This is a genomic window from Roseibium aestuarii (assembly GCF_008477545.1).
Classification (GTDB): domain Bacteria; phylum Pseudomonadota; class Alphaproteobacteria; order Rhizobiales; family Stappiaceae; genus Roseibium; species Roseibium aestuarii.
On sequence record NZ_VORA01000002.1, the window covers coordinates 514,384 to 539,015 of the forward strand.

Annotated in this window: 26 protein-coding genes and 1 tRNA gene; 12 read left to right on the plus strand and 15 right to left on the minus strand. The window is 65.3% G+C overall.

Annotated elements, in window-relative coordinates; genetic code table 11:
* Nucleotides 1-77: 77 nt before the first annotated feature.
* Nucleotides 78-1,214: a hypothetical protein gene (locus FR728_RS10875; RefSeq protein ID WP_149892688.1), complete on the plus strand. Its 1,137-nt coding sequence runs from the start codon at nucleotides 78-80 to the stop codon at nucleotides 1,212-1,214.
* Nucleotides 1,215-1,512: 298 nt separating this feature from the next.
* Nucleotides 1,513-2,220: a type IV pili methyl-accepting chemotaxis transducer N-terminal domain-containing protein gene (locus FR728_RS10880; RefSeq protein ID WP_149892689.1), complete on the plus strand. Its 708-nt coding sequence runs from the start codon at nucleotides 1,513-1,515 to the stop codon at nucleotides 2,218-2,220.
* A gap of 8 nt (nucleotides 2,221-2,228) precedes the next feature.
* Here FR728_RS10880 and FR728_RS10885 read toward each other — a convergent pair whose 3' ends face one another.
* Nucleotides 2,229-2,867 (minus strand): MOSC domain-containing protein, encoded by a 639-nt coding sequence (locus FR728_RS10885; protein WP_149892690.1) that lies wholly within the window; start codon nucleotides 2,865-2,867, stop codon nucleotides 2,229-2,231.
* Between the two features lie 212 nt (nucleotides 2,868-3,079).
* Here FR728_RS10885 and FR728_RS10890 point away from each other — a divergent pair, with 212 nt between their 5' ends.
* Nucleotides 3,080-4,438, plus strand: a complete 1,359-nt coding sequence (locus FR728_RS10890) for a hypothetical protein (RefSeq protein ID WP_149892691.1) — start codon at nucleotides 3,080-3,082, stop codon at nucleotides 4,436-4,438.
* Between the two features lie 45 nt (nucleotides 4,439-4,483).
* Here FR728_RS10890 and FR728_RS10895 read toward each other — a convergent pair whose 3' ends face one another.
* Both FR728_RS10895 and ettA read right to left on the minus strand, forming a co-directional pair.
* A complete protein-coding gene (locus FR728_RS10895; protein ID WP_149892692.1) occupies nucleotides 4,484-5,041 on the minus strand; it encodes a pyridoxamine 5'-phosphate oxidase family protein in 558 nt (185 codons plus the stop codon).
* A 191-nt stretch (nucleotides 5,042-5,232) separates the two neighbouring features.
* Complete coding sequence (gene ettA / locus FR728_RS10900) at nucleotides 5,233-6,882, minus strand: energy-dependent translational throttle protein EttA (protein ID WP_149892693.1); 1,650 nt, start codon at nucleotides 6,880-6,882, stop codon at nucleotides 5,233-5,235.
* Between the two features lie 268 nt (nucleotides 6,883-7,150).
* On the opposite strand from ettA, the gene FR728_RS10905 reads away from it, so the two are divergent.
* The 3 genes from FR728_RS10905 (at nucleotide 7,151) to FR728_RS19745 (ending at nucleotide 10,517) form a co-directional block, all read left to right on the plus strand.
* Complete coding sequence (locus FR728_RS10905) at nucleotides 7,151-7,657, plus strand: GFA family protein (protein ID WP_244304548.1); 507 nt, start codon at nucleotides 7,151-7,153, stop codon at nucleotides 7,655-7,657.
* 327 nt (nucleotides 7,658-7,984) lie between these two features.
* A complete protein-coding gene (locus tag FR728_RS10910) occupies nucleotides 7,985-9,151 on the plus strand; it encodes a fumarylacetoacetate hydrolase family protein (RefSeq protein WP_149892694.1) in 1,167 nt (388 codons plus the stop codon).
* Nucleotides 9,152-9,290: 139 nt separating this feature from the next.
* Nucleotides 9,291-10,517 carry a GNAT family N-acetyltransferase gene (locus FR728_RS19745; RefSeq protein WP_149892695.1) on the plus strand — a complete coding sequence of 409 codons (1,227 nt, stop codon included), beginning with the start codon at nucleotides 9,291-9,293 and terminating at the stop codon, nucleotides 10,515-10,517.
* Here FR728_RS19745 and FR728_RS10920 read toward each other — a convergent pair.
* Both FR728_RS10920 and FR728_RS10925 read right to left on the minus strand, forming a co-directional pair.
* A complete protein-coding gene (locus tag FR728_RS10920; RefSeq protein ID WP_149892696.1) occupies nucleotides 10,504-11,823 on the minus strand; it encodes an NAD(P)/FAD-dependent oxidoreductase in 1,320 nt (439 codons plus the stop codon). The genes FR728_RS19745 and FR728_RS10920 overlap by 14 nt on opposite strands.
* Nucleotides 11,824-11,825: 2 nt before the next feature.
* Nucleotides 11,826-13,148 carry an NAD(P)/FAD-dependent oxidoreductase gene (locus tag FR728_RS10925; RefSeq protein ID WP_149892697.1) on the minus strand — a complete coding sequence of 441 codons (1,323 nt, stop codon included), beginning with the start codon at nucleotides 13,146-13,148 and terminating at the stop codon, nucleotides 11,826-11,828.
* Nucleotides 13,149-13,482: 334 nt separating this feature from the next.
* Here FR728_RS10925 and FR728_RS10930 point away from each other — a divergent pair, with 334 nt between their 5' ends.
* The 3 genes from FR728_RS10930 to FR728_RS10940 all read left to right on the plus strand — a co-directional run bounded on the left by FR728_RS10930 (nucleotide 13,483) and on the right by FR728_RS10940 (nucleotide 15,253).
* A complete protein-coding gene (locus FR728_RS10930) occupies nucleotides 13,483-13,719 on the plus strand; it encodes a DUF3329 domain-containing protein (RefSeq protein ID WP_188318876.1) in 237 nt (78 codons plus the stop codon).
* Between the two features lie 41 nt (nucleotides 13,720-13,760).
* Nucleotides 13,761-14,696, plus strand: coding sequence for a lysozyme inhibitor LprI family protein (locus FR728_RS10935; protein ID WP_149892698.1), 936 nt, complete (start codon nucleotides 13,761-13,763; stop codon nucleotides 14,694-14,696).
* A gap of 164 nt (nucleotides 14,697-14,860) precedes the next feature.
* Nucleotides 14,861-15,253, plus strand: coding sequence for a helix-turn-helix domain-containing protein (locus FR728_RS10940; RefSeq protein ID WP_149892699.1), 393 nt, complete (start codon nucleotides 14,861-14,863; stop codon nucleotides 15,251-15,253).
* A gap of 280 nt (nucleotides 15,254-15,533) precedes the next feature.
* Here the strand turns inward: FR728_RS10940 and FR728_RS10945 are convergent, their stop codons facing one another.
* The 4 genes from FR728_RS10945 to FR728_RS10960 all read right to left on the minus strand — a co-directional run bounded on the left by FR728_RS10945 (nucleotide 15,534) and on the right by FR728_RS10960 (nucleotide 17,207).
* The gene (locus FR728_RS10945; protein ID WP_149892700.1) at nucleotides 15,534-15,914 is read right to left on the minus strand and encodes a DUF6481 family protein; all 381 of its coding nucleotides are present in this window, start codon (nucleotides 15,912-15,914) and stop codon (nucleotides 15,534-15,536) included.
* A gap of 36 nt (nucleotides 15,915-15,950) precedes the next feature.
* Nucleotides 15,951-16,175, minus strand: a complete 225-nt coding sequence (locus tag FR728_RS10950) for a hypothetical protein (RefSeq protein ID WP_149892701.1) — start codon at nucleotides 16,173-16,175, stop codon at nucleotides 15,951-15,953.
* A gap of 134 nt (nucleotides 16,176-16,309) precedes the next feature.
* On the minus strand, nucleotides 16,310-16,519 hold the full coding sequence (locus FR728_RS10955; RefSeq protein WP_149892702.1) for a cold-shock protein: 210 nt from the start codon (nucleotides 16,517-16,519) through the stop codon (nucleotides 16,310-16,312).
* A 611-nt stretch (nucleotides 16,520-17,130) separates the two neighbouring features.
* Nucleotides 17,131-17,207: transfer RNA gene (locus tag FR728_RS10960), tRNA-Ile, on the minus strand.
* Nucleotides 17,208-17,470: 263 nt separating this feature from the next.
* Here FR728_RS10960 and FR728_RS10965 point away from each other — a divergent pair.
* Both FR728_RS10965 and FR728_RS10970 read left to right on the plus strand, forming a co-directional pair.
* Nucleotides 17,471-18,523 carry an AI-2E family transporter gene (locus tag FR728_RS10965; protein ID WP_149892703.1) on the plus strand — a complete coding sequence of 351 codons (1,053 nt, stop codon included), beginning with the start codon at nucleotides 17,471-17,473 and terminating at the stop codon, nucleotides 18,521-18,523.
* 105 nt (nucleotides 18,524-18,628) lie between these two features.
* Nucleotides 18,629-19,393 carry an SIMPL domain-containing protein gene (locus FR728_RS10970; RefSeq protein ID WP_208998770.1) on the plus strand — a complete coding sequence of 255 codons (765 nt, stop codon included), beginning with the start codon at nucleotides 18,629-18,631 and terminating at the stop codon, nucleotides 19,391-19,393.
* 120 nt (nucleotides 19,394-19,513) lie between these two features.
* On the opposite strand, the gene FR728_RS10975 is transcribed toward FR728_RS10970, so the two are convergent.
* Nucleotides 19,514-20,101, minus strand: a complete 588-nt coding sequence (locus tag FR728_RS10975) for a GNAT family N-acetyltransferase (protein WP_149892704.1) — start codon at nucleotides 20,099-20,101, stop codon at nucleotides 19,514-19,516.
* A 196-nt stretch (nucleotides 20,102-20,297) separates the two neighbouring features.
* Between FR728_RS10975 and FR728_RS10980 the strand changes: the two genes are divergently transcribed.
* Nucleotides 20,298-20,798 (plus strand): cytochrome b, encoded by a 501-nt coding sequence (locus tag FR728_RS10980; protein WP_149892705.1) that lies wholly within the window; start codon nucleotides 20,298-20,300, stop codon nucleotides 20,796-20,798.
* A 73-nt stretch (nucleotides 20,799-20,871) separates the two neighbouring features.
* Here FR728_RS10980 and FR728_RS10985 read toward each other — a convergent pair whose 3' ends face one another.
* The 5 genes from FR728_RS10985 to FR728_RS11005 all read right to left on the minus strand — a co-directional run bounded on the left by FR728_RS10985 (nucleotide 20,872) and on the right by FR728_RS11005 (nucleotide 24,401).
* Nucleotides 20,872-21,969, minus strand: coding sequence for an NAD(P)/FAD-dependent oxidoreductase (locus tag FR728_RS10985; protein ID WP_149892706.1), 1,098 nt, complete (start codon nucleotides 21,967-21,969; stop codon nucleotides 20,872-20,874).
* 45 nt (nucleotides 21,970-22,014) lie between these two features.
* Complete coding sequence (locus FR728_RS10990; protein ID WP_149892707.1) at nucleotides 22,015-22,425, minus strand: ketosteroid isomerase-related protein; 411 nt, start codon at nucleotides 22,423-22,425, stop codon at nucleotides 22,015-22,017.
* A gap of 180 nt (nucleotides 22,426-22,605) precedes the next feature.
* Entirely contained in the window at nucleotides 22,606-23,502 is an 897-nt protein-coding gene (locus FR728_RS10995; protein ID WP_149892708.1) for a transglutaminase-like domain-containing protein, read from the minus strand.
* 3 nt (nucleotides 23,503-23,505) lie between these two features.
* Entirely contained in the window at nucleotides 23,506-23,898 is a 393-nt protein-coding gene (locus FR728_RS11000; protein WP_149892709.1) for an ArsR/SmtB family transcription factor, read from the minus strand.
* A 113-nt stretch (nucleotides 23,899-24,011) separates the two neighbouring features.
* Nucleotides 24,012-24,401: a DoxX family protein gene (locus FR728_RS11005; RefSeq protein WP_188318877.1), complete on the minus strand. Its 390-nt coding sequence runs from the start codon at nucleotides 24,399-24,401 to the stop codon at nucleotides 24,012-24,014.
* Nucleotides 24,402-24,632 lie beyond the last annotated feature (231 nt).

Sequence of the window (24,632 nt, forward strand, 5' to 3'; positions counted from 1 at the left end):
TTCCCCCCTAGGGAAGTCTTCATTTCCACTATAGCGTGCCATCAGAATTTCGTGATTTTCGATGAAAGGCTTTTCTCGTGCGCTTCAACCGTCATGCCATTGCCGCCATCTGCCTCCCCTTGGCCGGCCTCGCAGCCGCCTCCACCGGCGCCATGGCGCAGGAAACAGGATCCGTTCGGGTCGGAGGGACCACCTTCACCTTCGGCGCAGGCACGGCCCTCATGTTCGTTCCCGACATCGATTCCATGATGACGCGAACCACCACCACCGGAACCTTCACCGTTTTCGAGACGTTCAAGTTCTCCGATGATTTCTATCAGAACACCGGTTTCAACCTGAATGGCGGCCTCACCTTCGATCTGGAGGGAACCGGACAGGGCCCGGATGCGGTTGCGCTGAGCGGGTTCTGGGCTCGGGTCGACGGCAACGAAAAGGACACATGCACGGGCAGCCTCGGCCCGCAGACCAACTGCCTCATCACGCCGCTGGTCGACATTCCGGCGACCCAGCAGATCACCGGCACGCTCGGCGCCAACACCATGGGCCTCGATACGGACCGGACCATCAATGCCTGGGGCGGGGCTCTGGAAGCCCGCTGGTCGCTGGCACCCGGTGCGGCCGACCACATCAAAGCCTCCAACAGCTATCTGGCCTTCGGCGCGGATGTCCGCGGCTTCTATCAGGATCTGTCCTCGAGCATGAGCGGAACGATCGTCAATGTCCGCTATAACGAAGACCTGAACACCAACTACTTCGGTGCCTTCGCGGCCTATGGGCGCGACTACTCGCCCTTCCTGCTCGGGGCCCTGTGGGACAAGCTCGGCCTGGAATCCTCGTTCCGTCTGCAGGCCGGCGTCTATTATGCGCGCACCGACTATTCCGGAACGCTCAGCCAGACCGGGACCACTTGTGCCGGCTGCGGAGACGTGAGTGGCAGCCTCTCCCTCGACAGCAACGACGTTTCCTTCATCGGCGGCCTGACCCTGGAGACGCGCAAGCGCTTCAGCCCGCGCACCACCCTTTCGCTGACCAGCAACATGGAACTCAACTCCTTCGTTCCGAAGATGGAATACAACCAGACCGATCTCGGAGCCGCCGCCATCACCGCACCGGAACGGCGCAGTGGCACCTCGATCGATAGCGGCGTCGGCTTCTCCATGCGCTCCATGCTGCGCCTGTCCATCAAGCTCGGCCCGAACAGCATGTACCAGTGACACCGCGCAGGCGGGGCCTGGCCCCGTCCGCCGTGATCCCTCCGCAAGGGAGGCCGGGAAACCGGCCTCCCTTTTTACTTCGGCGCACAAAAAGCACGCCCGACCCGGTCGGCAAGGGCCGCCACACAGATGCAGGAGAGCCGCCCGACAGGCCGTTGAAACCTGACGATCTGCCTCACATTCAGCCACACATGTCCAGAATTTGAACTTCGCGACCCGGCGATCTATCCGCTAGATTTCAGCTCAGACGACCCAACGTCATGTCGCACTGGCATCCGACGGGACGGGAGATCCCTGCGTGCAAGCTTCCGAAGTTTCAGAAAAAGCCTTTGCCAGCCTGATCAACATCACGGGCCGTCAGCGCATGCTCTCCCAGAGGATCGGCTTCCTGGCCCTCGCCGCAGGCGCCCGGCACTCCGGAAGGGTCGAGACGCACGAAGCCTATCTCGCCCTGTTGAACACTGCCTTGCAGGAATTTCGCGCCGGCTACCGGGTGCTGACCGAAGGTGACGAGGCCCGGAACCTGCCGCGCCTGCAATCGCCGCGCATCGAAGCGGTGCTAAGAGATGGCGCGGGATCAGGCCCGGGCGCGAGAATGGTCATCGACACCTTCCTGCGCCGCACCCAGGAGATCGCCGAGAACCTGTCTGGATCCGGGACGGCAGCGACAACGCCGGACATGGCGGCTTTTTCCGATTTCGTCCTGCGCGAGGTGCTTCAGGCACTCCAGGCCCTGGTGCAGGCCCTGGAAGCGGATTTCGACGAGGAGATGGAGCGGCGGCAAGCCAGACGTGACGCGGATGCCGCTCACCTTCTCCAGGCGGTGGAGGAAATCCGCAAGGCCTCGCAGTTCTCCCGTATGATCGCGCTCAACGCCAAGATCTCCGCCGACCGCGCCGGACCTCTCGGCCGGGAATTCGGCGCCCTGACCGAGGAGATCAAGCAGATCACCCTCGCGATCACGGAAAGCTCCCAGAACATCCTGCGCCACTTCCAGCGCAGCTGACCTGCCTCTCAGCTTGCCGCGCCGTAGATCCACTGGGGTGGCAGATGGGCGATCACGCCCTCGCCGCTCGCGATGACGCCGGCCTTCTCCACATAGCCGACCAGCCCGCGCAGATGCACGGCCTGCTTGGGGAAGGCCAGATCCAGCCCCTCGCGCTCGGGGAAGTGACCGGCAATGGACTTTCCGGCCGCCCGGCACGGGGCGTTGTCCCCGTCGATGCGCACCACGGCGCCGCCTTCGAAGACGAGACGGGTGCGCGGCGGCAGGAGCGACAGATTGGCAATGCCGTCGAGAACGATGTTGCCGCCGATCCAGCCCGGCTCGATCCGGTCAAGCTCCATGCGGCGGGCAACCAGCGCCAGCTCGTCGGACGCGAGAATCGAAAGCTGCCGCTCGTTGCACATTTCCGTGCTCCGCGGATAGTAGGGTTCGCGCCCGCCCGAGCGCCGGGTGAAGCCGCCATGACGGTCCCCGGCGATCCCTTCCATGGTCAGCTCCAGACTGTCGCAGGCAAAGGTGTTGAAGTCGCCCCGCGTCGCCGTCTTCAGAAGCAGGCTGACCCGCGCCGACAGCCTCCGCGCCGGAACGAGGGTCAGCGCTTCCAGGGCAGTTTCGGGCGAGGCGATGGGGGCATCCGCAAGGCTCATGGGACAGGCTCCGGTCAACGATGAGATCTGCGCTTACCTAGCGCGCGCCGCCCGGCCGCGAAAGTCAAATGTCCTGATGTGAGGATCACGAGAAACGATGGGCGCTGCGCCATCAGGGTCATCACGCAACCGCATGCGCTGCGTCCTTCTGGCGACGGGGCGCGGATGAGGCGCTCAACCCTTCGCAGAGATTGAACGACCGGGAGCGCGACATGTCGAAGATCATGATGGAAATCAGGGACGAGACCGGGCTGGCGCCGACGGCCGCCGCATGGGTTGGCGGGTGGATCAACGGTGGCTCCTCCACGCTTGCCACCCTCACCGCCGCCGGAACCTTCGCCCCCGCCGGCCAGACCATGCCCTTCGTGCCCGTGGCCGGTCTTCCCGCCGTGGTTCTCGACCAGGCCACCAACGGCAACGACAGGCTGATATTCGTGGTCTCCCCGCAAAAGCCGGACGATCTCGCGATCCTCGGCCAGTGCCCGGTGCCCTTCACCCAGTTTCCCTCGCTGGTGGCCCCCGGTGTGGCTGCGCCCGGCCCCTTCGACATTCTGGAATTCGGCATGAATGCCCAGTTCGACGTCTCCGCCGTAAGCGGCTTCGGCCTCAACCTGCGCTTCAAACGCATGCCACCGGCGATTGCCAGCATGGCCGAGGCCTCGCCGCCACCCAAACCGCTGGAGGCCTATGGGGTGAGCAAGGCCGTGACGCGCCAGCAGATCGGCACCGCCTGGGCGGCCTTCATCACCCGCGAGGCGGAAAGTCTCGCCTCCGCCGCGGACTACAAGCCCCTGCTCTGGCGCGCGCCGCTGCAGGCCTGCGCCTATCAGCCCCCCCTGATCGGCGGACAGTATTTCGGTCTGAGCGATCCGAACGACTATCTGGCTGTCCTGTCCGGCAACTACGGCGCGACGACGACCGATCCGCTTGCCGGCTACTGGGACGCGCCAATCGCAGACTTCTTCGCACAGGGCAATTACCTGAGCATCAACCTCGGATCCGCCGCCATGCCGAACGTCTTCGAAGGGGTGTGCGAACCGGCCATCAACCCGCAGACGGGTGCGGCCACCACGGCCTTCCAGCTCAGCAATGCTCAGGGCGAAAGCCATGGCATCTATGCGCCGCGCCCCGGACTGGAGAGTGCGCGCTATGTCTTCCAGCAGGCCTTCGGGCCGCTGACCCCGGCAGGTGCGGCCGGCAACGCGGGCCTGCTGCAGGACTGCATCTGGCAGGCGCTGTGCCGCGGGGTCGCGCTGGACGGCATCCGCACCATGGAGGCCGTGTCATCGGCCCGCCCGGGCTTTTCCACCCGCGCCTGGAACCAGCCGTCCGCCTGGTATCGGGCGGGCAAACCCTGCCATCTCTACGCCAAGTTCCTGCATGTGAGCGATGCCTTCGGCGGCGACAGCCGCAGCACCGGGCGCCCGCCGATCTTCCTGGGCGGGGCCGCTTATGGCTTCAGCATGGACGAGAACCCGATCGGCCCCTATGCCGGACCGAACGTGCCCTCCAAGACCCTGGGCGACATTTCGGAAGGGCTCATCCGGGTGACCCTCGGTGCCTGGGCGTGAGGGGAGCCCAAACCCCTGCCACCCAAAAAGCGCGGGACGCCGGGCTCACGCCTCGTCGAAGAGCCCGGTGGCAAAGCCGTCAAGGCTCACCGTGTTCTTCTCGCGCTGATAGGCCTCCAGCTCCTCCGGCGTCTTGGCCTTTGACCAGTTGTCGAGAGACGGCCGTTCGCCGGAATAGTCGAAGAGCGGCACCCCATAGCCGCAGGAGGTCTGCACCAGATCCACGTCGATCCGCAGGATCTGCCGGGCGCCCGCCGGTTCCTCGCCGCCGAACCCGGAAGCAAGCAGGGCGTCATAGTCGCCCGTGCCCCGGTGCAGGGCGGTCGCCGACCCATAGATCCGTAGGATCTGGGGCGGCCCTTCCACCGCGCAGAACATGAGGGTGATGCGGTTGAGCTGGCGGATATGGGCCGCCGTCTCGTTGCTGCTGCCGGTCTGGTCCAGATAGGCAACCAGGTTCGGCCCGAGCACCCGGAACGCCGTGGCCGGACGGGGAGAGACATTCACCCGGCCGGTGGGCGCGGCACTCGCGGTGAAGAAGATGTGCTGACGCCCGATCCAGTCGATGTGCTGGTCGAGAAGAGCGGGAAACTGCTTGGCCATGGCGCGAACCTCCGGGACGGATGGGCGCAAGAGTACGATTCTCACGCCGGTGCACAAGGCCGGATGCCGGATCCTCGGGCCCCGGGATACAAAAAAGGCGGAGCCTTTCGGCTCCGCCTCTTCCAGTCCTTGAAGTGCTGCGCCGTCCCCCTGGGCACGAAGCCTGAGGGCACACGCGCAGGCCGCATCCCTTAGCGGGTCAGCGGCTTGTACTTGATGCGGCGCGGGTCGGCTGCGTGAGCGCCGAGGCGACGGACCTTGTCCTTCTCGTAGTCTTCGAAGTTGCCTTCGAACCATTCCACGTGGCTGTCGCCCTCAAAGGCGAGCATATGCGTGGCAAGACGGTCGAGGAACATACGATCGTGCGAGATGACCACGGCGCAGCCGGCGTAGTTTTCCAGCGCATCTTCGAGAGCGGCCAGGGTCTCGGTGTCGAGATCGTTGGTCGGCTCATCGAGGAGCAGAACGTTGGCGCCCTGCTTCAGGACCTTGGCAAGGTGCACGCGGTTGCGCTGACCACCGGAGAGGTCGCCCACCTTGGCCTGCTGAGCCGGGCCCTTGAAGTTGAAGGACGAGCAATAGGCACGGGAGTTGATTTCCTTGTCGTCGAGGTAGAGCACCTCGGCGCCGCCGGAGATTTCTTCCCAGACGTTGTTGCTCGGGTTCAGCGCATCGCGGGACTGGTCCACATAGCCCAGACGCACACTGTCGCCGACGATGACCTCACCGCTGTCCGGCTTTTCCTGACCGGTCAGCATCTTGAACAGGGTCGACTTGCCGGCGCCGTTCGGGCCGATCACGCCGACGATGCCGCCGCGCGGCAGCTTGAAGGACAGATCGTCGATCAGCAGGCGGTCGCCGAAGCCCTTGGAAACGTTCTTCACTTCGATGACGTTGGCGCCGAGGCGCTCGCCCACCGGAATGAGGATCTGTTCGATGGAGGGCATGCGCTCTTCCTGTGCGGAGAGCAGATCCTCGAAGGCGCGGATACGGGCCTTGGACTTGGTCTGGCGACCCTTGGGCGACATGCCCATCCACTCGCGCTCGCGGGCAATCGCCTTGGAGCGGGCCATGTTCTCGCGGCCTTCCTGCTCCATGCGCTTGGTCTTCTTCTCCAGGTAAGCGGAGTAGTTGCCTTCGTAGGGGATGCCCTGACCGCGGTCGAGCTCCAGGATCCAGCCGGTGACATTGTCCAGGAAGTAGCGGTCGTGGGTGATGATCAGCACGGAGCCCTTGAACTCGCGCAGGTGGCGTTCCAGCCAATGCACGGTTTCGGCGTCCAGGTGGTTGGTCGGCTCATCGAGCAGCAGCAGGTCCGGCTCGGAGAGCAACAGCTTGCAGAGCGCCACGCGGCGGCGTTCACCACCGGACAGGTTGGTCACGTCGGCGTCTTCCGGCGGGCAGCGCAGGGCTTCCATCGCCATCTCGACCTTGCTTTCGAGGTTCCACAGGTCTTCGGCGTCGATGATGTCCTGGAGCTTGGCGCCTTCCTCGGCGGTCTCGTCCGAGTAGTTCATCATCAGCTCGTTGTAACGGTCGACGATCGCCTGCTTGTGGGCGACGCCTTCCATCACGTTTTCCTTCACGGTCTTGGCCGGGTCCAGGTGCGGTTCCTGCGGCAGATAGCCGACCTTGGCGCCTTCGGCAGCCCAGGCTTCACCGGTATATTCCTTGTCGAGACCGGCCATGATCTTGAGCAGGGTCGACTTGCCGGCGCCGTTGGGACCCAGGATACCGATCTTGGCATCCGGGTAGAACGACAGGTGGATGTTGTCGAGAACCTTCTTGCCGTTATAGGCCTTGGAGAGGCCGTGCATGTGATAGATGAATTGGCGCGCCATGGGGCCTCGCGTCTCCGTCGTTTGAAATGGTCGGATGTTCGTGAAATCTGGCCGGTCTTTTACGCGATGCGGAAGGTTCGGGCAATGGCGGGGGTGATTATTTCCCGGATCGTCAGGCCCCTCCCGAGACATGCCCCGGCAGCACTTGCCGGACTGGCATCCCGCGGATCCCCGATCGGGCCGGGGATGACGGGGAATGCGTGGCGGCACCGGGCCGAGTCCCCCTCCGCCGTTTTACGCATGACGCAGCGGCCGGAATGCCCTAACCATGAAGCAGAACCATCGGGAGGGGCACCATCACATGACCGGCATATCCTATCCCTTGCGCGGTGCGTGCCGCTGCGGGGACTGCGCCTTCGAGATCGGGTCAGACCCGCTGATCACCTCGGCCTGTCATTGCCGGGGCTGCCAGCAGATGAGCTCGGCGCCCTATTCGATCACCGCGATCATGCCGGGCGACGCCTTCCGCGTGACAAAGGGCGATCCGGTGCCCTGCGGCCTGAAGGGCGAGGCAATCCGGCACTTCGGCTGCCCCTCCTGCATGACATGGATGTTCACACGGCTCTCCTTCATGCCGGACGTCGTCAATGTCCGCTCCGTGCTGCTGGAAGATCCCCGCTGGACCCTGCCCTTCATGGAGACACAGACGGCGGAACGGCTGGACTGGGCCCGCACACCGGCGAGCCACAGCTATGAACGCTTCCCCGCGCCCGAAGAGTTCCCTGCCCTGATCCAGGCCTTTGCCGCCGCAAGCAGGCGAGGCGCCGAGGGCTGAGCCCCCGGATCGCCCCCACGGAACACCGCCCCCGACACGAGAAGACACGAGACGAGACCGCAGCGCATGACCGACAAGAAGAAGCAGAAGAAGGGCCTCTCCTGGGGCGAGGTCCTTGTCATTGGATCGATCGTCATGGTCGGGCTCGCGATCTATTTCGGCCCGCCCCTCGGCTGAGCCTTCCGCCCCAACACGGCACAGCACGGCACCGCCGGTTTGACGCTCCGGTGACCTTGCGGAGGGCTTCGGCCCTTCTCTAGGCTCGCGCTCAGCGTCCCGGCATGATTCCGCCTGGGGACGGCCAGAAAACATCAAAGGGAGGCCCAGATGGACCACGCAGAGACAAACATCCCGAGTGCCCGCGACATTCTGCCGGAGGACGGAAACGCCCTTCTGGTCGGCCGGGTCTGGCGCCAGGATGTGGATGGCCCCTCCCCGGTTCTCGTGGAAGGTGACGTGCTGCGCGACCTGACCGGCCTTGCCCCCACCCTTTCCCAGCTGCTGGAGCTCGACGATCTCGCCACGCTTCTGGGCGAAGCCGACCGCTATCCGCAGATCGGGTCTCTCGACGCCTATCTTTCGGGCGAGGCCGGAAGCCTGCTCGCCCCTTGCGACCTGCAGGCGGTCAAGGCCGCAGGCGTCACCTTTGCCGACAGCATGCTGGAGCGGGTGATCGAGGAACAGGCCAAGGGCGATCCGGCCCGTGCCGATGCGATCCGCGAGCGGCTGAAACCGGTCATCGGCGAGAACCTGAAGGGCGTGAAGGCCGGCTCGCCGAAGGCGGCCGAGGTCAAGGCCCTGCTTCAGGACATGGGGCTCTGGTCGCAATATCTGGAGGTCGGCATCGGCCCGGATGCGGAAGTCTTCACCAAGTGCCCGCCCATGGCCGCCGTGGGCTGCGGCGCCTCCGTCGGCATTCACCCCATGTCCGACTGGAACAACCCTGAGCCGGAAGTGGTGCTTGCCCTGCGGTCCGATGGCACCATCGTCGGCGCGACCCTCGGCAATGACGTCAATCTGCGCGATGTGGAAGGCCGATCCGCGCTGCTGCTCGGCAAGGCCAAGGACAACAATGCCTCCTGCGCAATCGGCCCCTTCATCCGCCTCTTCGACGGGTCCTTCACCCTCGACACCCTGATGCAGCTGGAAGTGTCGCTGCGCGTGACCGGCGCCGACGACGGGTTCGAGATGACCGGCGTTTCGCGCATGGCCGCCATCAGCCGCACCCCCGCCGATCTGGCCTCCCAGACCCTGAACGCCCATCATCAGTATCCGGACGGGGCCATGCTCTTCCTGGGCACCATGTTTGCCCCCACCAAGGACCGCCGCGCGCCGGGTCAGGGCTTCACCCACGAGATCGGCGACCGGGTGGAGATCTCCGCTCCCGAACTCGGCCGGCTGGTGAATGTGGTGGACCACACCGACGCCATCGCCCCCTGGACCTTCGGCACCGGCGCGCTGCTGCGCAATCTGGCCCGACGCGGCCTTCTCTGACCACCTGTCCCTGACCGAACAGCGCTGACCGGGTTGATCACACTCCGGTCAGCGGCTCACAACACTCCCAAGGTGTCGCTTGACGCTGCCGCGCGGATGTGAATAACCTGTTATATAACTCGATATGAAGTGAGCTTCCATGGACGACCTGATCCGCGACCTCGGTTACACCGCCCTCGGCACCCGGCTGAAGCGCATCGGTGACATCCTGCAGACCCAGACGCAGGTCATCCTGAACGCCCAGTGTCCGGATGCACCGCCCTCCAGCCATCATGCGATCCTCATGGCACTGCTGCGCCACGGGCCGCTCAGCATCGGGTCCCTGGCCCTTGCCCTGCGCCAGAGCCAGCCCGGCGTCAGCCGCATGACCTCGAAACTGCTTGCCCTCGGCCTGGTTGAGAAGCAGCCCGACCCGCAGGACCAGCGCATTAGCCGCATGGCTCTGACGGATGCCGGACAGACCATGGCCGAGGGGCTGAACGCCGGCGCCTGGCAGCAGGTGAACCGGGCGGTGGCCGATGCGGTAAGCGAAGGCGAGGGAGATCTGCTCACACGCCTCGCCCGGCTGGAAGACGCGCTGGAGGCCCTGCCCCTCAGCCAGCGGCCGAAAATCGCAGCGCCACAAGAGACAGCGGCCCATCCGCTGGACGCGCCGGTCTGGCAGGCCCTCGTCAGCCGGCTGGATCGGCTGGCCCTGGGCGGACGTCTCGCTCGGCGCTTCGATCCGCAGGTCTCGCCCTTTGCCGCAAGCCTGGACGACACGTCGGAGGCCCTTGCCGCACTTGCGGCGCTGGTCTCCTCTCATCATCCGGAAGACCGGATCTTCCTCATGCAGGCCCGCCCCTGCACCGTGCCGGCAGGTCTGGAAACGGAGCTTACCGCTGAAGGCGTGCAGATGGTGAAGACGCGCCCGGCCGAGGGCCTGCCCCCCTGCGAAAACGAGATCCTACCCCTTTCGGCCGCGGACGCGCCGGAGATGCTGGCCCTGGCCGAGCTGACGAAACCCGGCCCCTTCCGCCTGCGCACGCCGGAGATGGGCCGTTTCTGGGGTGTCCGCATCGACGGACGCCTGGCAGCCATGGCCGGACAGCGGCTTTCCCTGCCCGGCTTCACCGAAATCAGCGGGGTCTGCACCCATCCGGACTTCCGGGGCCGGGGCCTTGCGGCCAGCCTGTCGGATTTCGTCGCCCAGCGCATTCTGGAGCGCGGCGACACGCCCTTCCTCCATGCCTGGGCGGACAATGACGGCGCCATCCGGCTCTACCGGAGGCTCGGCTTCGATCTGCGTGCGTCCATGCATGTGGCGGTGCTGCGGCGCGCCCAGGGCCCGCAGCTCTCCGCGACCGGCAGCGTCAGCGGTCCTTGAAGCCGTACCACCAGTAGGCGCCCTGCAGATAAAGCTGGCGCAGGGCGGGGAAGGGAAACTTCGAGAAGGGCTTGGCGATCACCGCAGGCAGATCCTTGCGCTCGATCTTGCCGAGGATCAGCTCCGCCACCTTCTCGCCCGACAGCGAGGCCATGGCGACGCCGCTGCCGTGATAGGCCATCGCGCCATAGACTCCGGGCATGTCCGGAATGGGCCCCACATAGGCGCTCAGGTCGCGGGCAAGACACACGTGGCCGTGCCAGGAATGCTCGGTCTCCACATGGGCCCAGGCCGGGAACATGCGCTCGAAGTCGGCGCGGCCGCGCTTCTGCATGGCCTTCAGCGCCTCGGGCAGCTCGAAGATGCCGCCCCGCGTGCCGAAGAGGAAACGGTTGTCCGGCATGAGCCGGAAATAATGCAGCAGGATCCGGGTGTCGGCGGCCATCACGTCGCTGGTCCAGCCTTGGGCGGAGAGTTCGTCCCCGCTCATCGGCCTTGTCACCATCACGGAGGACATGACCGGCATCAACCGCCCGCCGATCCACTCCGGCACGCTCTCGCGGGTGTAGCCATTGCCTGCCATCACCACCCGCGACACCCGCACGCCGCCGAAGCGGGTGGACAGGCGCCAGTCGTCCCGCTCGCGGGCAATGCCGGTGACCTCCGTATGAGCATATATGCGCGCGCCCTTGCGCCGCACGGCCTCCGCCAGCCCTTGCACGTATTTCATCGGATTGAGGGCAAAGCCGTGGGCCATGTGCAGCCCGCCGTGGAACTCCGGCCCGCTGATCCCCTCTTCCTCCAGCTCCTCGACGGAGAGCACCCGCGCGCCCAGACCGAACGTGTCGGAGAGAAAGGCCGCCTGCTCGGCAAAGCCGGCCGCATCGCTCGGGCGATGGGCCAGATACATCTCGCCGGCGGAGTGCCGGTCCACATCCATGCCGAACCGCTCGATCCGCTCGGCAACCGTGTCGATCGCCTCCAGCTGGTAGGAAACGAAGCGCTTCGCCTCATCCAGCCCATGCCGCGCGATGATCTGCCGCTCCGACAGCTTGCTGCCGCCGAAGCAGCAGAACCCGCCGTTGCGCCCCGATGCCCCCCATCCGACGCGGCGGGCCTCCAGCACGCAGACGGACGCCCCGGCCTCGGCCAGCCGGAGAGCCGCGCTCAACCCGGTGATGCCCCCGCCGATGACCGCCACATCAAACACCGCCTCGCCCACGAGCTGGCGATCTTCCTTGATCGTCCCGACGCTGGCTTCCCAGAAACTGCCGACGGAAATGCTTTCCCGGTCGCCGACGGTCATGATCAGATCCCCAGCCGGTCGCGCAGGGCGAACCAGGTCATGGCCAGAATGAGGATCGGATGGCGTAGGGCAGACCCGCCCGGGAAGGCAGGAAGCTTCAGATCCGCAAAGGCGTCGAACCGCGCCGAGGTGCCATCCACCGCTTCCGCCAGCACCTTGCCCGCAAACGTCGCCATGGCCACCCCGTGGCCGGAATAGCCGCCCGCGCTCAGCACATTGGGCGAAACGCGGGCGAAGTAGGGCATGCGCTTCACGGTGATGGCCAGCGTTCCGCCCCAGCCGTAATCCAGCCGCACGTCCTTCAACTGGGGATAGATCTCGGTCATGGGCTTGCGCACGAAGGCCTTGAGGTCCTGCGGGAAGCGATAGCCATAGCTCTCCCCGCCGCCGAACAGCATGCGCCGATCCGCCGACAGACGGAAGTAGTTGATGACGAACTTGCTGTCGGCCACCGCCACATTGTCGCGAATGAGCCCGCGCGCGTCCGCCTCGCTCAGGGGTTCGGTGGCGACGATGAAATTGTTGATCGGCATCACATGGGCCGCCGTCTTGCGGTCGATGCCGCCCAGATAACCGTTACATGCAAGCACCAGATGCCCGGCGCGCACGGAACCCGCCTCTGTCTTCACCACGACGCCGCCCGGCACCGTCTCGTACCCCGTCACCCGGCTGCGCTCGTGCAGGCGCGCGCCGGCTGCCTCCGCAGCAGCCCCGAGGCCCAGCGCCAGATTGAGCGGATGCAGATGGCCGGAGCCCATGTCGAGGGAGCCACCGTGATAGGCCGGAGAGCCAACCATCTCGCGGACTTCCGCCTTGTCGACGAAGCGGACCTTGTCATAGCCGTAGACCGACTGGAGATGCTCCACGTAAGCCTTGGTCTCGGGCACGAAGCGGGGCTGGTGATCCGCATGCAGCACGCCGGGCCGATAGTCGCAATCAATGCCGTGACGGGCAATCAGGTCTATGGTCACATCCATGGACTGAAGCGCCAGATCCCAGAGCACCCGGGCCTGATCCAGCCCGTGACGCTGTTCCAGCACGCTCTGGTCCACCCGCTGGCCCGTGCCCACCTGCCCCCCGTTGCGCCCCGAAGCGCCCCAGCCGATGCGGTTCGCCTCCAGCAGGATGACCGAGTGGCCGCGCTCGGCCAGATGCAGCGCCGTGGACAGACCCGTAAACCCGCCCCCGATGATGCAGACGTCGCAATGGGCCTCGCCGGCAAGGGCCGGATGATCGGTCACCCGGTTGGCGGTTGCCGCATAATAGGAGGCGGCATGCTCCCCCGGACGGTCGTTGGCGGTCAGCAGGTCAAGGGATGCAGGCATGTCTCACGGCCTCGGATGTCGTCAGGGTCCGGTCGGATGAAGGTGCCCTGACAATTGACGCAAAGCCCTTGTGTTTCAAGACCAAACCGGCGGAATGTGACAGAATGCGCGAGGTTGCCTCTTTCCGTGCCAGAGTGACGCAAGGTCGCCACTTGCGATCTGCCGCCTTTCGCGCCACCTTGGCGCCAACCTGATCGACGGCCCGGACCGAGAGGCAGTCAACCGTCGGCGAGACCGGTCCACCCGCCTCCCGCGCGTGCCCCCTGACAGCTTCGCCTGAGGCTGCTCATGGCATGCCCGCCACCTTCCCCTTCCCGCTTCGGATCCCCGCAAGATGAAAGACGCTGAACACCCCTTCTTCCGCCCCCTCTGGCTGCGCATCGCCATTGTCGTGGCCTGTTCCGGCTGGGCCGCCTTCGAGTTTTCGATGGGCAACATGTCCTGGGGCTGGATCACCACCGCCGTCGCCGCCTACGGCGCCTGGACCTTCCTCATTGCCTACAAGCCCCCCCAGGACAGCAGCTCCCGGGACACGACCTCCCAGGACAAGGATCCCACAGAGCCCGAGTGAACTTTTGCTCCCCTTCCCCCTGCAGCCAGACGAGCGACGCCATGTCCACCATGCCCAGAAACTCCCTCCGCTCCTGCCGAGGTCGCTTTTCGAGCCTTGTTCTCCTCGGCCTGCTGCTGAGCGCACCGGCCCTTGCCGCAGACACGGACACGCCGGACACTGAGTTGCAGGCCGCAGTGCAGGCCTGCCATGAAGATCCCGCCTGGCGGGTGGGCGGCGCGGCCATCGGCGACTGTCTGATCGAAAGAACCCGGGACATCGACCGCGACCTCACCCGTCGGCTTCAGGCGCTGACGGCCCGCATCTGCACCCATCGGGACGAGAAGGTGCTGCAGGACGGCGCGGCGCTCTGGTCGCTGCGGCGGGATCTGGAATGCGATCTGGTCACCCGGTCGCCGGGCAACACCCCCGCCTTCGTCAATGGCGCGGCCTGCCGCCTGCGCTCCGCCTTCCAGCGACAGGCGGATCTCGGCTTTCTGGAAGACTACATGACGCCGCGCTGCGCCCGCTTCGAACACCTTGAAGCCGCCAGCCGGACAGCCGCCAGCCTGACGGACGACAGTGTCCCGATCGAGGGAACGCCCCTGTCTTGGCGGGTCGAGCGGACCTCCGCCACCCTGCGTCTGGCCTCCGGAACCGAAGATCTGGGCGAGGTCCCTCTGGATCAGGGCTTCTGCGACGCGGAGGCTGCGACCGACGGCGACGACGGTTGCGCGGCCGATGGCATCCACGTGATCCGCAACGCGGGCAACTCGGATGAGCTCTGGCTGCTCGTCGTCACCCGCAAGGGCGTGCACGGCCAGCGCGCCCGTCTTCTCGACCCGCGATGGCCCGAAGCCACGCCCGAACTGGACGTGACAGGCCCCTATGGGCTCGACTGGGCGATGGACGACGGCCGCCTCGTGGTCACCCTCCACGATCCGGATGCCCCCGGCGGGCAGGAGACCGTCTGGTGGCAGGGCGTTGAGGAGGACTGACGGCCCTCGCCACGCCTCGTCCCCGCCTGATCCTCTCAAGCCGGAGCGATCGCCGTGACCACTCCCCCCTCCGGAAACAGTCTCGCAGCCGCTCGTCCGGTGAAACAGGAAGGCCCTTGCGGCAATTGACTTCACGCCGGCACAGCCTCAGGCTGCATCCTGTCATGACACCGCTTCAGAACCGCATCCGGCAGAGACTTGAAGACCTCGGGCTTTCACCCGTCAACGCGTCTCTGCGCGTCGGCACCAACCCGGAACTCATCCGGCAGCTCTTGCGTCAAAAACACGGAACAGCAAATCCTAGGCGGGACACCCTCAACAAGGTCGCGACGGCGCTGGAAACCTCCGTCGCCTGGCTGCTTGGCGAGGACATGACGGCTGCAGCGCCCGATGCGGGCGCACCCGCCCCGGCGCTCGACCCGGACCGGCACCTGCGCGCCACCCGCGCCGCGCTCGCCGCCATCGAGGCCCAGAACCTGAGCCTCGACCCCACAACCCTCTCCCGCCTCATCGAGATCTTCTACACCGCCACCCCCAGGCCTCTCGACGCGCAATAAGGCGCAAGGCCGCTGCCAGGGCTTTGAGATCTTTTCGGAAGAGGGAGGAGGAGAATGTGGCCGGACGAAACGGGCCAGCAGGAAAAGATCGGGAAAGAAACGATAAATGGAAAGACCATGCAGGAGGCGCGTGTAGCCACGCCCTCGCTCCTGTCGCGAGCAACGCCGGTCCATGTTTGGAAATGCTGGAGAGCGTCGCTCATGTCCTGACCGGACACGGCAGGTGCAAGGCTGTGATCACGGTCAGTGACCCGGACCACCGCCTTGCCTTGTGATGACGTCAGGCCTGACGGGCCTTTCGATTGGCATAGCGCAGGTCGCGTGCGGCCTTGCGATCCGCCTCGTCCTTCAGGACACGCTCGGCACGGGTCTTGTTCGCCAGTTCGCGCGCCTCGAACTCGGCTCTGGCAGCGGCAGCAACGGCGGCCTCCCGGGCGGCTTCTTCGGCGGCAGCACGATTCTGCTCGTCAAGTCTTACCTGCTCGCGCTCGGCCCGACGCTGCTCACGCGCTTCGGCGACCAGAAGCCGCTCTGCCTGCCTGGCCTCGCGATGCGGTTCGGCCGCCTCCCTGGCGGCGTGGAAGGCCTTGACGAGAGCTGCCTTGGCATGTGCCGCAGTGCTGCGGCGTTCGGAATGTGCGTTGTTCGTAGTTCTTTTCAAATCTCAATCCAATTTGAGGGGTAACGTGTCGAAGCTTCAGGACTTTCGCGCCGATTTAGAGCCCGACTTGGCCGCCGAGGCGACGCGGTCCTGCAGTTCCTTGGCAAGCCGCGCCTCGCGCAGTCTCTGGGTCTTTTCATTGCGGGCAATCACGATCGAGTTCAGATCGTCGAGCGCCCGCTGGCGTTCGAAAAGTTGCGACTGGGCTTTGCCAAAAGCGGACTCGGCCTGTTGGCGAAGCTTGCTGTAATTCTCTGTCATGGCTGTCCTCATGGAGACCGCTCACAAGGGAGCAGGTATAAAAAAGGCCAGGCAATTTGCCTGACCTTGCTTGTCCTCATGCTTTCGACAGGGCCAGTACATCCGTGGTCAAGGGAAAGCAGAGTCCGGACCTATCAGGCAGCTTGCAGATTGCAGGCAGACATCTTGCCAGACTTGGTGTCTCGCTCCATGTCGTAGCCGATCTTCTGGCCTTCAACGATTTCGCGCATGCCAGCCCGCTCGACAGCGGTGATGTGGACGAACGCGTCCAGGCCGCCATCGTCAGGCTGAATGAAGCCGAAGCCTTTGGTGGAATTGAACCATTTTACTGTGCCAGTGGTCATGATGAACCCTTTCATAGCATAGAGGAGGGACCGGAAAGCCGCAGGCTCACCAGCAGTTATAACGATGCTTTAAAGGGAGGGTTCGTTAGGAACGCGGCGCCAATCGCGTTGCAACCAAAGCTCGGCAAGAAAATATCGATGCAGTATTCCTACGTTTTTCAAATCAAAATGTCAATCTGAAATTCTGTAATATCGTCACGCCCTTTCGAAAAACGACGATTTGAAAAAATAGTTCCCGCGAAAATACAAAGAAAAGTGCCGATATTTTCGAGATTTTTTCACGCGCAATAGAGAGAACTGATTGGAAGAACAGCCCGAATTTGCGCGCCCGGACCAATAGATTTCGGTGCTTTCTGCGCTCCGTCGACGCATCAATACCACCATCGCGCCCTGCGCAGGTCATCCCGCGCTCATCACGAGACCTGGGGCGGCCTCCTCAAGACAGCCTGAAGACACGGCCCGCCCGATCGGCGCGCTCCATGGCGCGACCAATCCCCCGATCTGCGCCGGCTAGCCACCTTTGAAGACACCACAGGCCATGACACGCGCGGAGCCCTACCCTCGACGCGTCACGCGACGGGCTGCTCTGGATGCTTGAGACAAGGAGAAAATGGTGGGCCCGGAGGGACTTGAACCCCCAACCAATCCGTTATGAGCGGACGGCTCTAACCAATTGAGCTACAGGCCCTGATCTGCGGTGCAGATCACTGGTTCCTACACCATTGCCGGAAGTGACGGCAAGGGCCTTGCGGCCGCGCCGGGGCGCTTGTCCAGACCCGATCTCCAGCCGCCGCAAACCGCACGCGAAACAAGCGCCGTGCGACGGCGGAAGGCGGGGCTTGCAGGGTCGAGAGAACGGCCATGTGGTGCCCTGCCCGCCCGGCTCCGGCTTTTCATGCGCCGCGCAACCGTGTAGGCCTGAAGATCTCTCCCCTGTCAAAAGGTGCGAACATGCGGGCCTCCCTTCTCGGCATCACCCTTGGCGTCCTGCTGGTCTGTCTGGTCGGCTGGCTGCTGGTCATCGGCCGGGCCCTGCTCCTGCCCTTCGTGATCGCCCTGATCATCTGGTACCTGATCAACGCGCTGGCCCATGCCTTCTGCCTGGTCTCGCTGGGCGGTCTGCGGGTGCCGCGCTGGCTGGCGGTGGTCCTCTCCCTCGTGTGCATCTTCATCGGCACGGCGCTGGTCATCAATCTGGTGACCGCCAATCTCACCCAGCTCGCGGCAGATGCCCCCGTCTATCAGGCCCGCCTGGAAACCTTGCTGCGGGATCTGGTGGCCCGCCTGACCCCCGAAGGCGCGTCCGACTTCACCCTGAACATCCGCGACTTCCTGCCCGCCGACCTTCTGCCGCGCATGGTCACCGCCGGGGCGAGCGTCATCACGACGCTGGCCGGCTCCGGTGCGCTTGTGGCCATCTACGTGATCTTTCTGCTGCTGGAGCAATCCACCTTCGACGGCAAGCTGCGCCGCCTCTTCCGCGATCCTCAGCGCACGGCATCGGTGCTTGCCATCCGCGACGAGATCAGCCGCTCCATCCTCCATTACGTGGGGATCAAGACCATTGTCAGCGCTGCCACCGGCACGCTCACGGGCCTCATTCTGGTGGCCGCCGGCCTGCCCTATGCGCCGCTCTTCGGCTTCATCGCCTTCGTGCTCAACTACATTCCAACCATCGGCTCCCTGGTCGCGGTGATCTTTCCCGCCCTGCTCGCCCTCGTCAGCTACGACAGTCTCGGCCCCTTCCTCGCCATCACCTTCGGGCTGGGCGCGATCCAGTTCACCCTCGGAAACCTGGTGGAGCCGCGCCTGATGGGCAGCAATCTCAACCTGTCGCCGCTGGTGATCCTGCTGTCGCTCACCTTCTGGGGCGCGCTCTGGGGCACGGTGGGCATGATCGTCTGCGTGCCGCTCACCATCGTGGCGCTCATCGTCTGCTCCCGCTTCGAGGCAACCCTCCCGCTGGCGGTTCTTCTCTCGGCCCGGGGCAATGTCGCAGACTGAGCGGCCGACGGATCGCCCTCATCTCATCACGGGCCCTGCCATCGGCCCGCCGCAATCCTCCCCGAAGGTCAGTCATCGATTTCCCGCGCAACCCAGCGAGGCCCCATGTTCCAGCTTCCGATCTCCCGCCAAATGTCTGCTCCGTCTCGCGGTCTGGCCGCAGGGCTCGGCGCCCTTGTCCTCGCCTCGGCCCTGGCGATGACGCCGGCCCGCGCGGACGGCGAGCGCAGCCCCGCCCCGGCCATGATCACCATCAGCGGCGAAGGCACGGCCACCCTGGTGCCCGACGCCGCCGTGCTGACCCTGAGCGTGGTCACCCCGGGGGACAACGCGCCGGAAGCACTGGATGCAAACTCCCGCCAGCTCACGGCGATCGTCGAAAAGCTCAAGGCGGCCGGGCTCGATGAACGCGATCTTCAGACCAGCGGCTTCTCCATCAACCCGCGCTACGCCGACCGCAGGGACAATCCGGACGCCCCGCTGAAGATCATCGGCTATGAGGTGCGCAACGGCCTGAGCGTGAGAGTCCGCGACCTCACCCGCCTGTCCGGCGTGCTCGACGAGGTGGTGAAGGCCGGTGCCAACGAGATGGGCGGCATCTCCTTCCAGGTGTCAGACCGGGAAGCGGCCCTGAACGACGCCCGCAAGGCCGCCGTCAAGGACGCCCGCGCCAAGGCGGAACTCTATGCGCAAGCCGCCGGCGTGCGTCTGGGGCGTCTGGTGATGATCAGCGAAATGGGCAGCGGGTCGGGCCCGGTCCCCATGTTCAAGGCGGAAATGGCGATGATGCGGGCCGACGTGCCGGTGCAGGCCGGTGAGGAAAGCCTCTCGGCCTCCGTCACCCTGCAGTTCGAGCTGGTGCAAGACTAAGCCGGAAGGATTGGGGCCAGAAGGATTGGGCCCGCAGGCCCCGAAACCCGCGTGAGGCCTCCGCGCCCCATGCCTTGAAAGGGCGCGGCCGGTAACATGCCGGCCGGGCCAGACTGATCCTCAGAGGTGGCGCATCCACACCTGCATGGGCTTTTCGGTCTCGTGCTCCTCGCCCACATCCCGCCAGGGGAAATGCACTCGCACGCCGTTCAGCTTGTCATAGCCCCGCTTCTTCCAGAAATCGTCGAGCGGCTGATAGTCGGCGGGCCGCAGCGGATGACTGTCCGGCCGCACCACCGCGCAGAAAGCTGTGGCCTGGAAGCCGAGACGCCGCGCATGGGCCTCCCGCTCATCGAAGAAGCGATGGCCTATGCCCTGGCCGCGATAGGCCGGCAGCAGGACGCTTTCCGCCAGATAGAAGATGGTCTTCGGATCCAACCCCTTGTCCTCGAAGGGGGCGCGAAACTGGATGACCTCTTCTTCCAGCGGCTCTCCGGTGGCAGCCCCCACCAGCCGGTCCCCGTCGAAGGCACCGACGATCACCGCGCCCTTGGTCTTCTCGTAACGCTCCAGATAGCCGCGCTCATAGTCCATCGAGCCCTCGTAGAGATAGGGCCAGGCGCGAAACACCTCGATCCGGAGACGGGCGAGATCCTCCAGGGCAGCGCCCAGCGCTTCGCCGGTCAGGATCTCGATACGTGTGCTCATGCCGTCCTCCCTTATCTTGAGTGGCAACAATCGCGGCAAAAGCCTTCAAGATCAAGAATCTGAGGTCTTTTCCCGAAGTTTCGCCCGGTCCGCCGCGTCAAACCGCCTCGCGCCCGCCGAATATTTTCCCATCGTGAGCCTCGGTGAAAAAGCCTAGACTGACCAGCACCCACGACCGCTCCACACGAGGCAAGCCATGACAGCCAGCCATCCCGCCACCTACAGCCGACTGCAGATCCTTCTTCACTGGGTCATCGCGCTGATCGTCTTCTTCCAGCTGATCTTCGGCGAAGCCATGGGCGACCTGGGCCGCGCGCTCCGCAAGGGCGAAACCCCTGAGGCGTCAGTGGAATTCCTTGCCAATGCCCATATCTGGCTCGGCGTCACCCTGCTGGTGCTGATGGTCCTGCGCATCGCCTTGAAACTGACCCGCGGTGCACCCGCGCTCGTGCCCGGACCGCGCTGGCAGCAGATCCTGGCCCATTCGGTCCACGGGATCCTCTATCTTCTGCTGCTGATCGCACCGATCACCGGCCTGGTCGCCTGGTTCGGCGGCGTGCATCTGTCGGGCGAAGTGCATGAGCTGCTGAAGCCACTCTTCATCCTGACGATTGTAGCCCATGTCGCGGGTGCCCTGTGGCACCAGTTCGTCAGCCATGACGGCACCCTGATGCGCATGATGCCCGGCCGGAACTGAGCGCCGCGCCCAATTCCGGCAAGCTGCCCGGCAAAAGACAGACCCAGGGGCACCCCGCCAGCGGAGGCGCGCGTCAGTCGCGCGCTTCCAGCCAGATCCGCGTCGCCTCCAGATCGCCGTCCAGCAAGCCTTCGGCCACCTTCTGCCCGACCACGGCGCCGAACTTGTAGCCGTGGCCCGAGCAGGCGGAAACCACGGAGAGCCTCGCCCCCGGCTGCATGAAGAAATGCTCGTCGCGAGTAAACGTATAGGCGCAGGTCACCACATCGGTGGGTCGGTATTCGCCGATGCGGGCAATCGGCGGGCTGAAGAGATCGCGCACCACCTCCCCTTCGCCGACTGCCGCCGTGCGGTCCTCGTCCGGGGCGGCCGCCCGCTTGTGATAGCCGGCGCCGAACTTCAGACCGGTGCCCGCCACTGGAGGCAGGATATAGCCATCCACCGGCCCGCCAATGTCGAGCACCACGGGCGCGGCCTCCCAGTGGGGCTTCAGATCCGCCGGGGGCTCAAGATAGACCACGGCCGTCCGGTAGGTGGTGAGAGAGGTGGCGAGCTCCGGCAACAGCTTGAGCACCCAGGCCCCGGCCGCGATCACCACATGGTCGGCGACAAGCCGCTCGCCGGAAGAAAGCGTCACGGCGCCCGCAGCCGCATCCACGGCCGTCACCCGCGTCTGTTCGCGCACATCCGCACCCTTGTCCCTCAGCCAGTCCCGCAAGCCGGCAGCGATCTTCTGGCACAGCAGCACCCCGCCTTCGGGATGATAGGCCGCAAAGCGCAGGCTGTCCCCGTCCAGGAAGGGATAGCGCGCTGCCGCCTCCGCACCGCTCATCATCTCCGGCGTGTAGCCTGAGGAAACCAGCCCGTCGCGGTATTCCTCGCCCTCATCGCCCGGTTGCTGGGAGAGGATCAGGAAGCCGGTATCGATGAGGTGAGAGGTGCCAAGATCCGACCACATGCTGTCCCAGGCAGCATAGGCGGCACTGATGCGCCGCTGATAGCCGCCCTTGCCGCCATAGGCCCGGCGAATGATCCGGTGCTGGTCACCGGAGGCCGACAGGGGATTGGGGATCGGTCCCTGCTCGAGCAGGGTAACGTCCACGCCGCGCCGGGTCAGGGCCCAGGCGGTGGAGAGGCCGGAAATGCCGGCCCCGACAACGATGACATGCATGAAGAACCTCGGAGGTCTGGAACGGATGCTTGTGAGCGGTGGCGCTCAGGCGCCGACCTGGGCGATCCAGTCTTCCAGATTGTAATAGGTCGTGATGCGGGTGATCCGGCCCCCGGCAATGGCGAAGAACGTGCCGGCCGGCAGGCGGTAGGTCTGGCCCTGCGCTTCCGGCAGGCCTTCGTCGGTCGCCAGATAGGTGCCATTCACGACGAACTCCGCCGCCGCACGGGTGCCGTCCTCGCTGACCATGATCACCATGTCGGTCAGCTCTTCCCGGTAGCAGCGGGTCATGTGGGCGTTGAATTCGGCAAACAGCGCCTTGCCGCTCCGGCGCGACCCCTGATTCACGTCATGGGCCACGTCATCGCTGACCAGGGCTTCCATGGCCGCGGTATCGCCGGCGTTGAAGGCGGCATAATAGGACTGGATCAGGGAACGGGTCGCGCTGCTGGACATGAAAAACACTCGTGAGACGAAGGGAAGGAGCAATCGGCCAGGAGTGGGGCCAAGAACACGGGCGACCACTCTGGCAACCCGCCCGTGCCGCAAGAGAATATCCACCTTCGCGCCTCCTGCACAAGGCTGGAGCGGGCCTCTAACTGCCTCACTCTTGTCAGCCGGCCGCACCCGTCGTCCTCACGCCCGCGCGAAGGGCATCTCCATGAAACCGTGATCCATGCGGATCTGCAGGTCCGCCTCCGCGATCCGGATCAGGCTCCCCTCCTCCACCCAGACGGGTTCGGCCAGCAGTTTCGCATCCCGGATGCCGAGCTCCGGGACATCAAGACCCATGGCGTGGAACAGGGCGACCCGGCAGCCGGGCTTCGGATTGAGCCCGCTGGCAACCGGCGCGCGGTCCATCTTCAGATGATGGGCAATGTCCCATTCGCGCAGGCGATCGCCCTCGCGGGTCACCACCCAGCAGTGCATGTCCCGGCACACCCCACCCCGCTCTTCAGGGAAGAAGTAACCCGTGATATAGGCCGCCTCGATCCCGGCCGAACGCAGGCAGGCAATCAGATAGGTGTTGATGTCGACGCAGGACCCGACCGTCGTGCCGCAGGAGAGGTAGGGCACCGCATCGAGCCCGTCATTGAAACGCAGCTCTGCGTGACCATAGACAAACCGCGCGTGGACCTCCTGGACGATCCGCGCCACCGGATCCTCCTCTGCCCCTGCCCCGTTCGCCGGTCCCTCCTGGGCGAAGGCCTGAACCAGATCAGTCGCCGCGCGGCTGTAGCGGCTGTCATGGACGGCGAACATGCCTTCAGGATACCCCTTGCCGCTGCCCTGAAACCCGTAGGTCAGGACAATGGCCTGCGCCCCCGGGTCCGGGGTGATCAGCGCGGCCTCCTGGCCGGTGTTGCGCTCCACCACCAGATCGACCGATCCGCCCTCCACCGACAGGCCGAGGGGCGTTTGATCCGGCGTCTGCAGCCCGAAGGGCGCAAGCAGCGGTCGGGTTTCGCCCACCCGGCACGCCACACGCACGGAAACGATGGCCTGGGGGCCAGTCTCAAGGGAAAACTGCATGGGTCAGCGCGTCCGATCAGAGAAAGACATGGGAGAGCCAGGGGAACCGCAGGCATCCTCCTCGGCACAGCATTCCTGAAGCAGATAGGCTCCAAGTCCGGCCAGATGGGAGAAGGCGGCCCGGTTGACCACCGACCGCCCCTGCTTTTCCTGAGTGATAAGCCCGGCCTGCGCGAGGGAACGCAGATGGTGGGCCAGCGTCGACGGCGCCAGACCCATGCGATCCTGGATGTCGCTGACCGTGAGCCCCTTGCGACCCGCCTTGACCAGGGCAAGCAGGACACTCAGCCGCGCCCCGGCCCCGAGCGCGGCAAAGCCCAGCGCCGCGCGCTCGAGTGTCAGCGCCTCCGGCACAGGTCCGGACTGAAGATCTGCAATGGAAGGGTCGGTCGACATGAAGCTCGCGGAGAAAGATTCGATAAAACCGGTTTTATGGTTCTATTGAGCCTTCGACAAGCCCTTCCCGCAGGCCTCAGATACACACCCGATCCGGATCCCGCTCCGAGCGGTCAGCTTTCTCCGAAGAGCCGGTCGATGCTGACCGGTCCTCCGCCCGCGGCAGCGAGATAGAGGAAACACATGCCCGAGACGATGGCCAGCTCGTCGCCCTTGAGGCTCGGAACGCCGCCGTGAGGGGCATGAACGAGCAGATAGCCGAGGGCAATGAAGCCGAAGGCCCCGAGCGCGGCCGTCCGCGTGTAGAGACCGGCCACCAGCAGGCCACCGCAGACAAGCTCGACCAGGCCGCTCCAGCCTTCGAAACTGTCCAGCTCGACCCCGGCCAGCCCGCTCTGGGGAAAGCCGAAGAATTTGCTCATGCCATATTGAAGAAAGGCCAGCCCGCAGATGACCCGCATCAGGCTGAGCAGCAAGGGCGTATAGGGTTTGAGGAACGTCACGACACACTCCCGTCCTTCCCCGCAACTCTCTCCATGGCGCATCCCCTTGCCTCACCCAAGGGAAGTATAAGGCCCCATACGTAAAACTATCATTCGGAGTCTCGCGCAGGTTTGCGTCAAATCCGTTTCAAATTCGACGGATCGGCCCAGCTGCGCGTGCTGCCTGCTCCAGCCCCCGCGCTTGCCCTTCTCTTGCCCCCACCCTTGCCCCCGCTCTTGCCAAGACGCCGT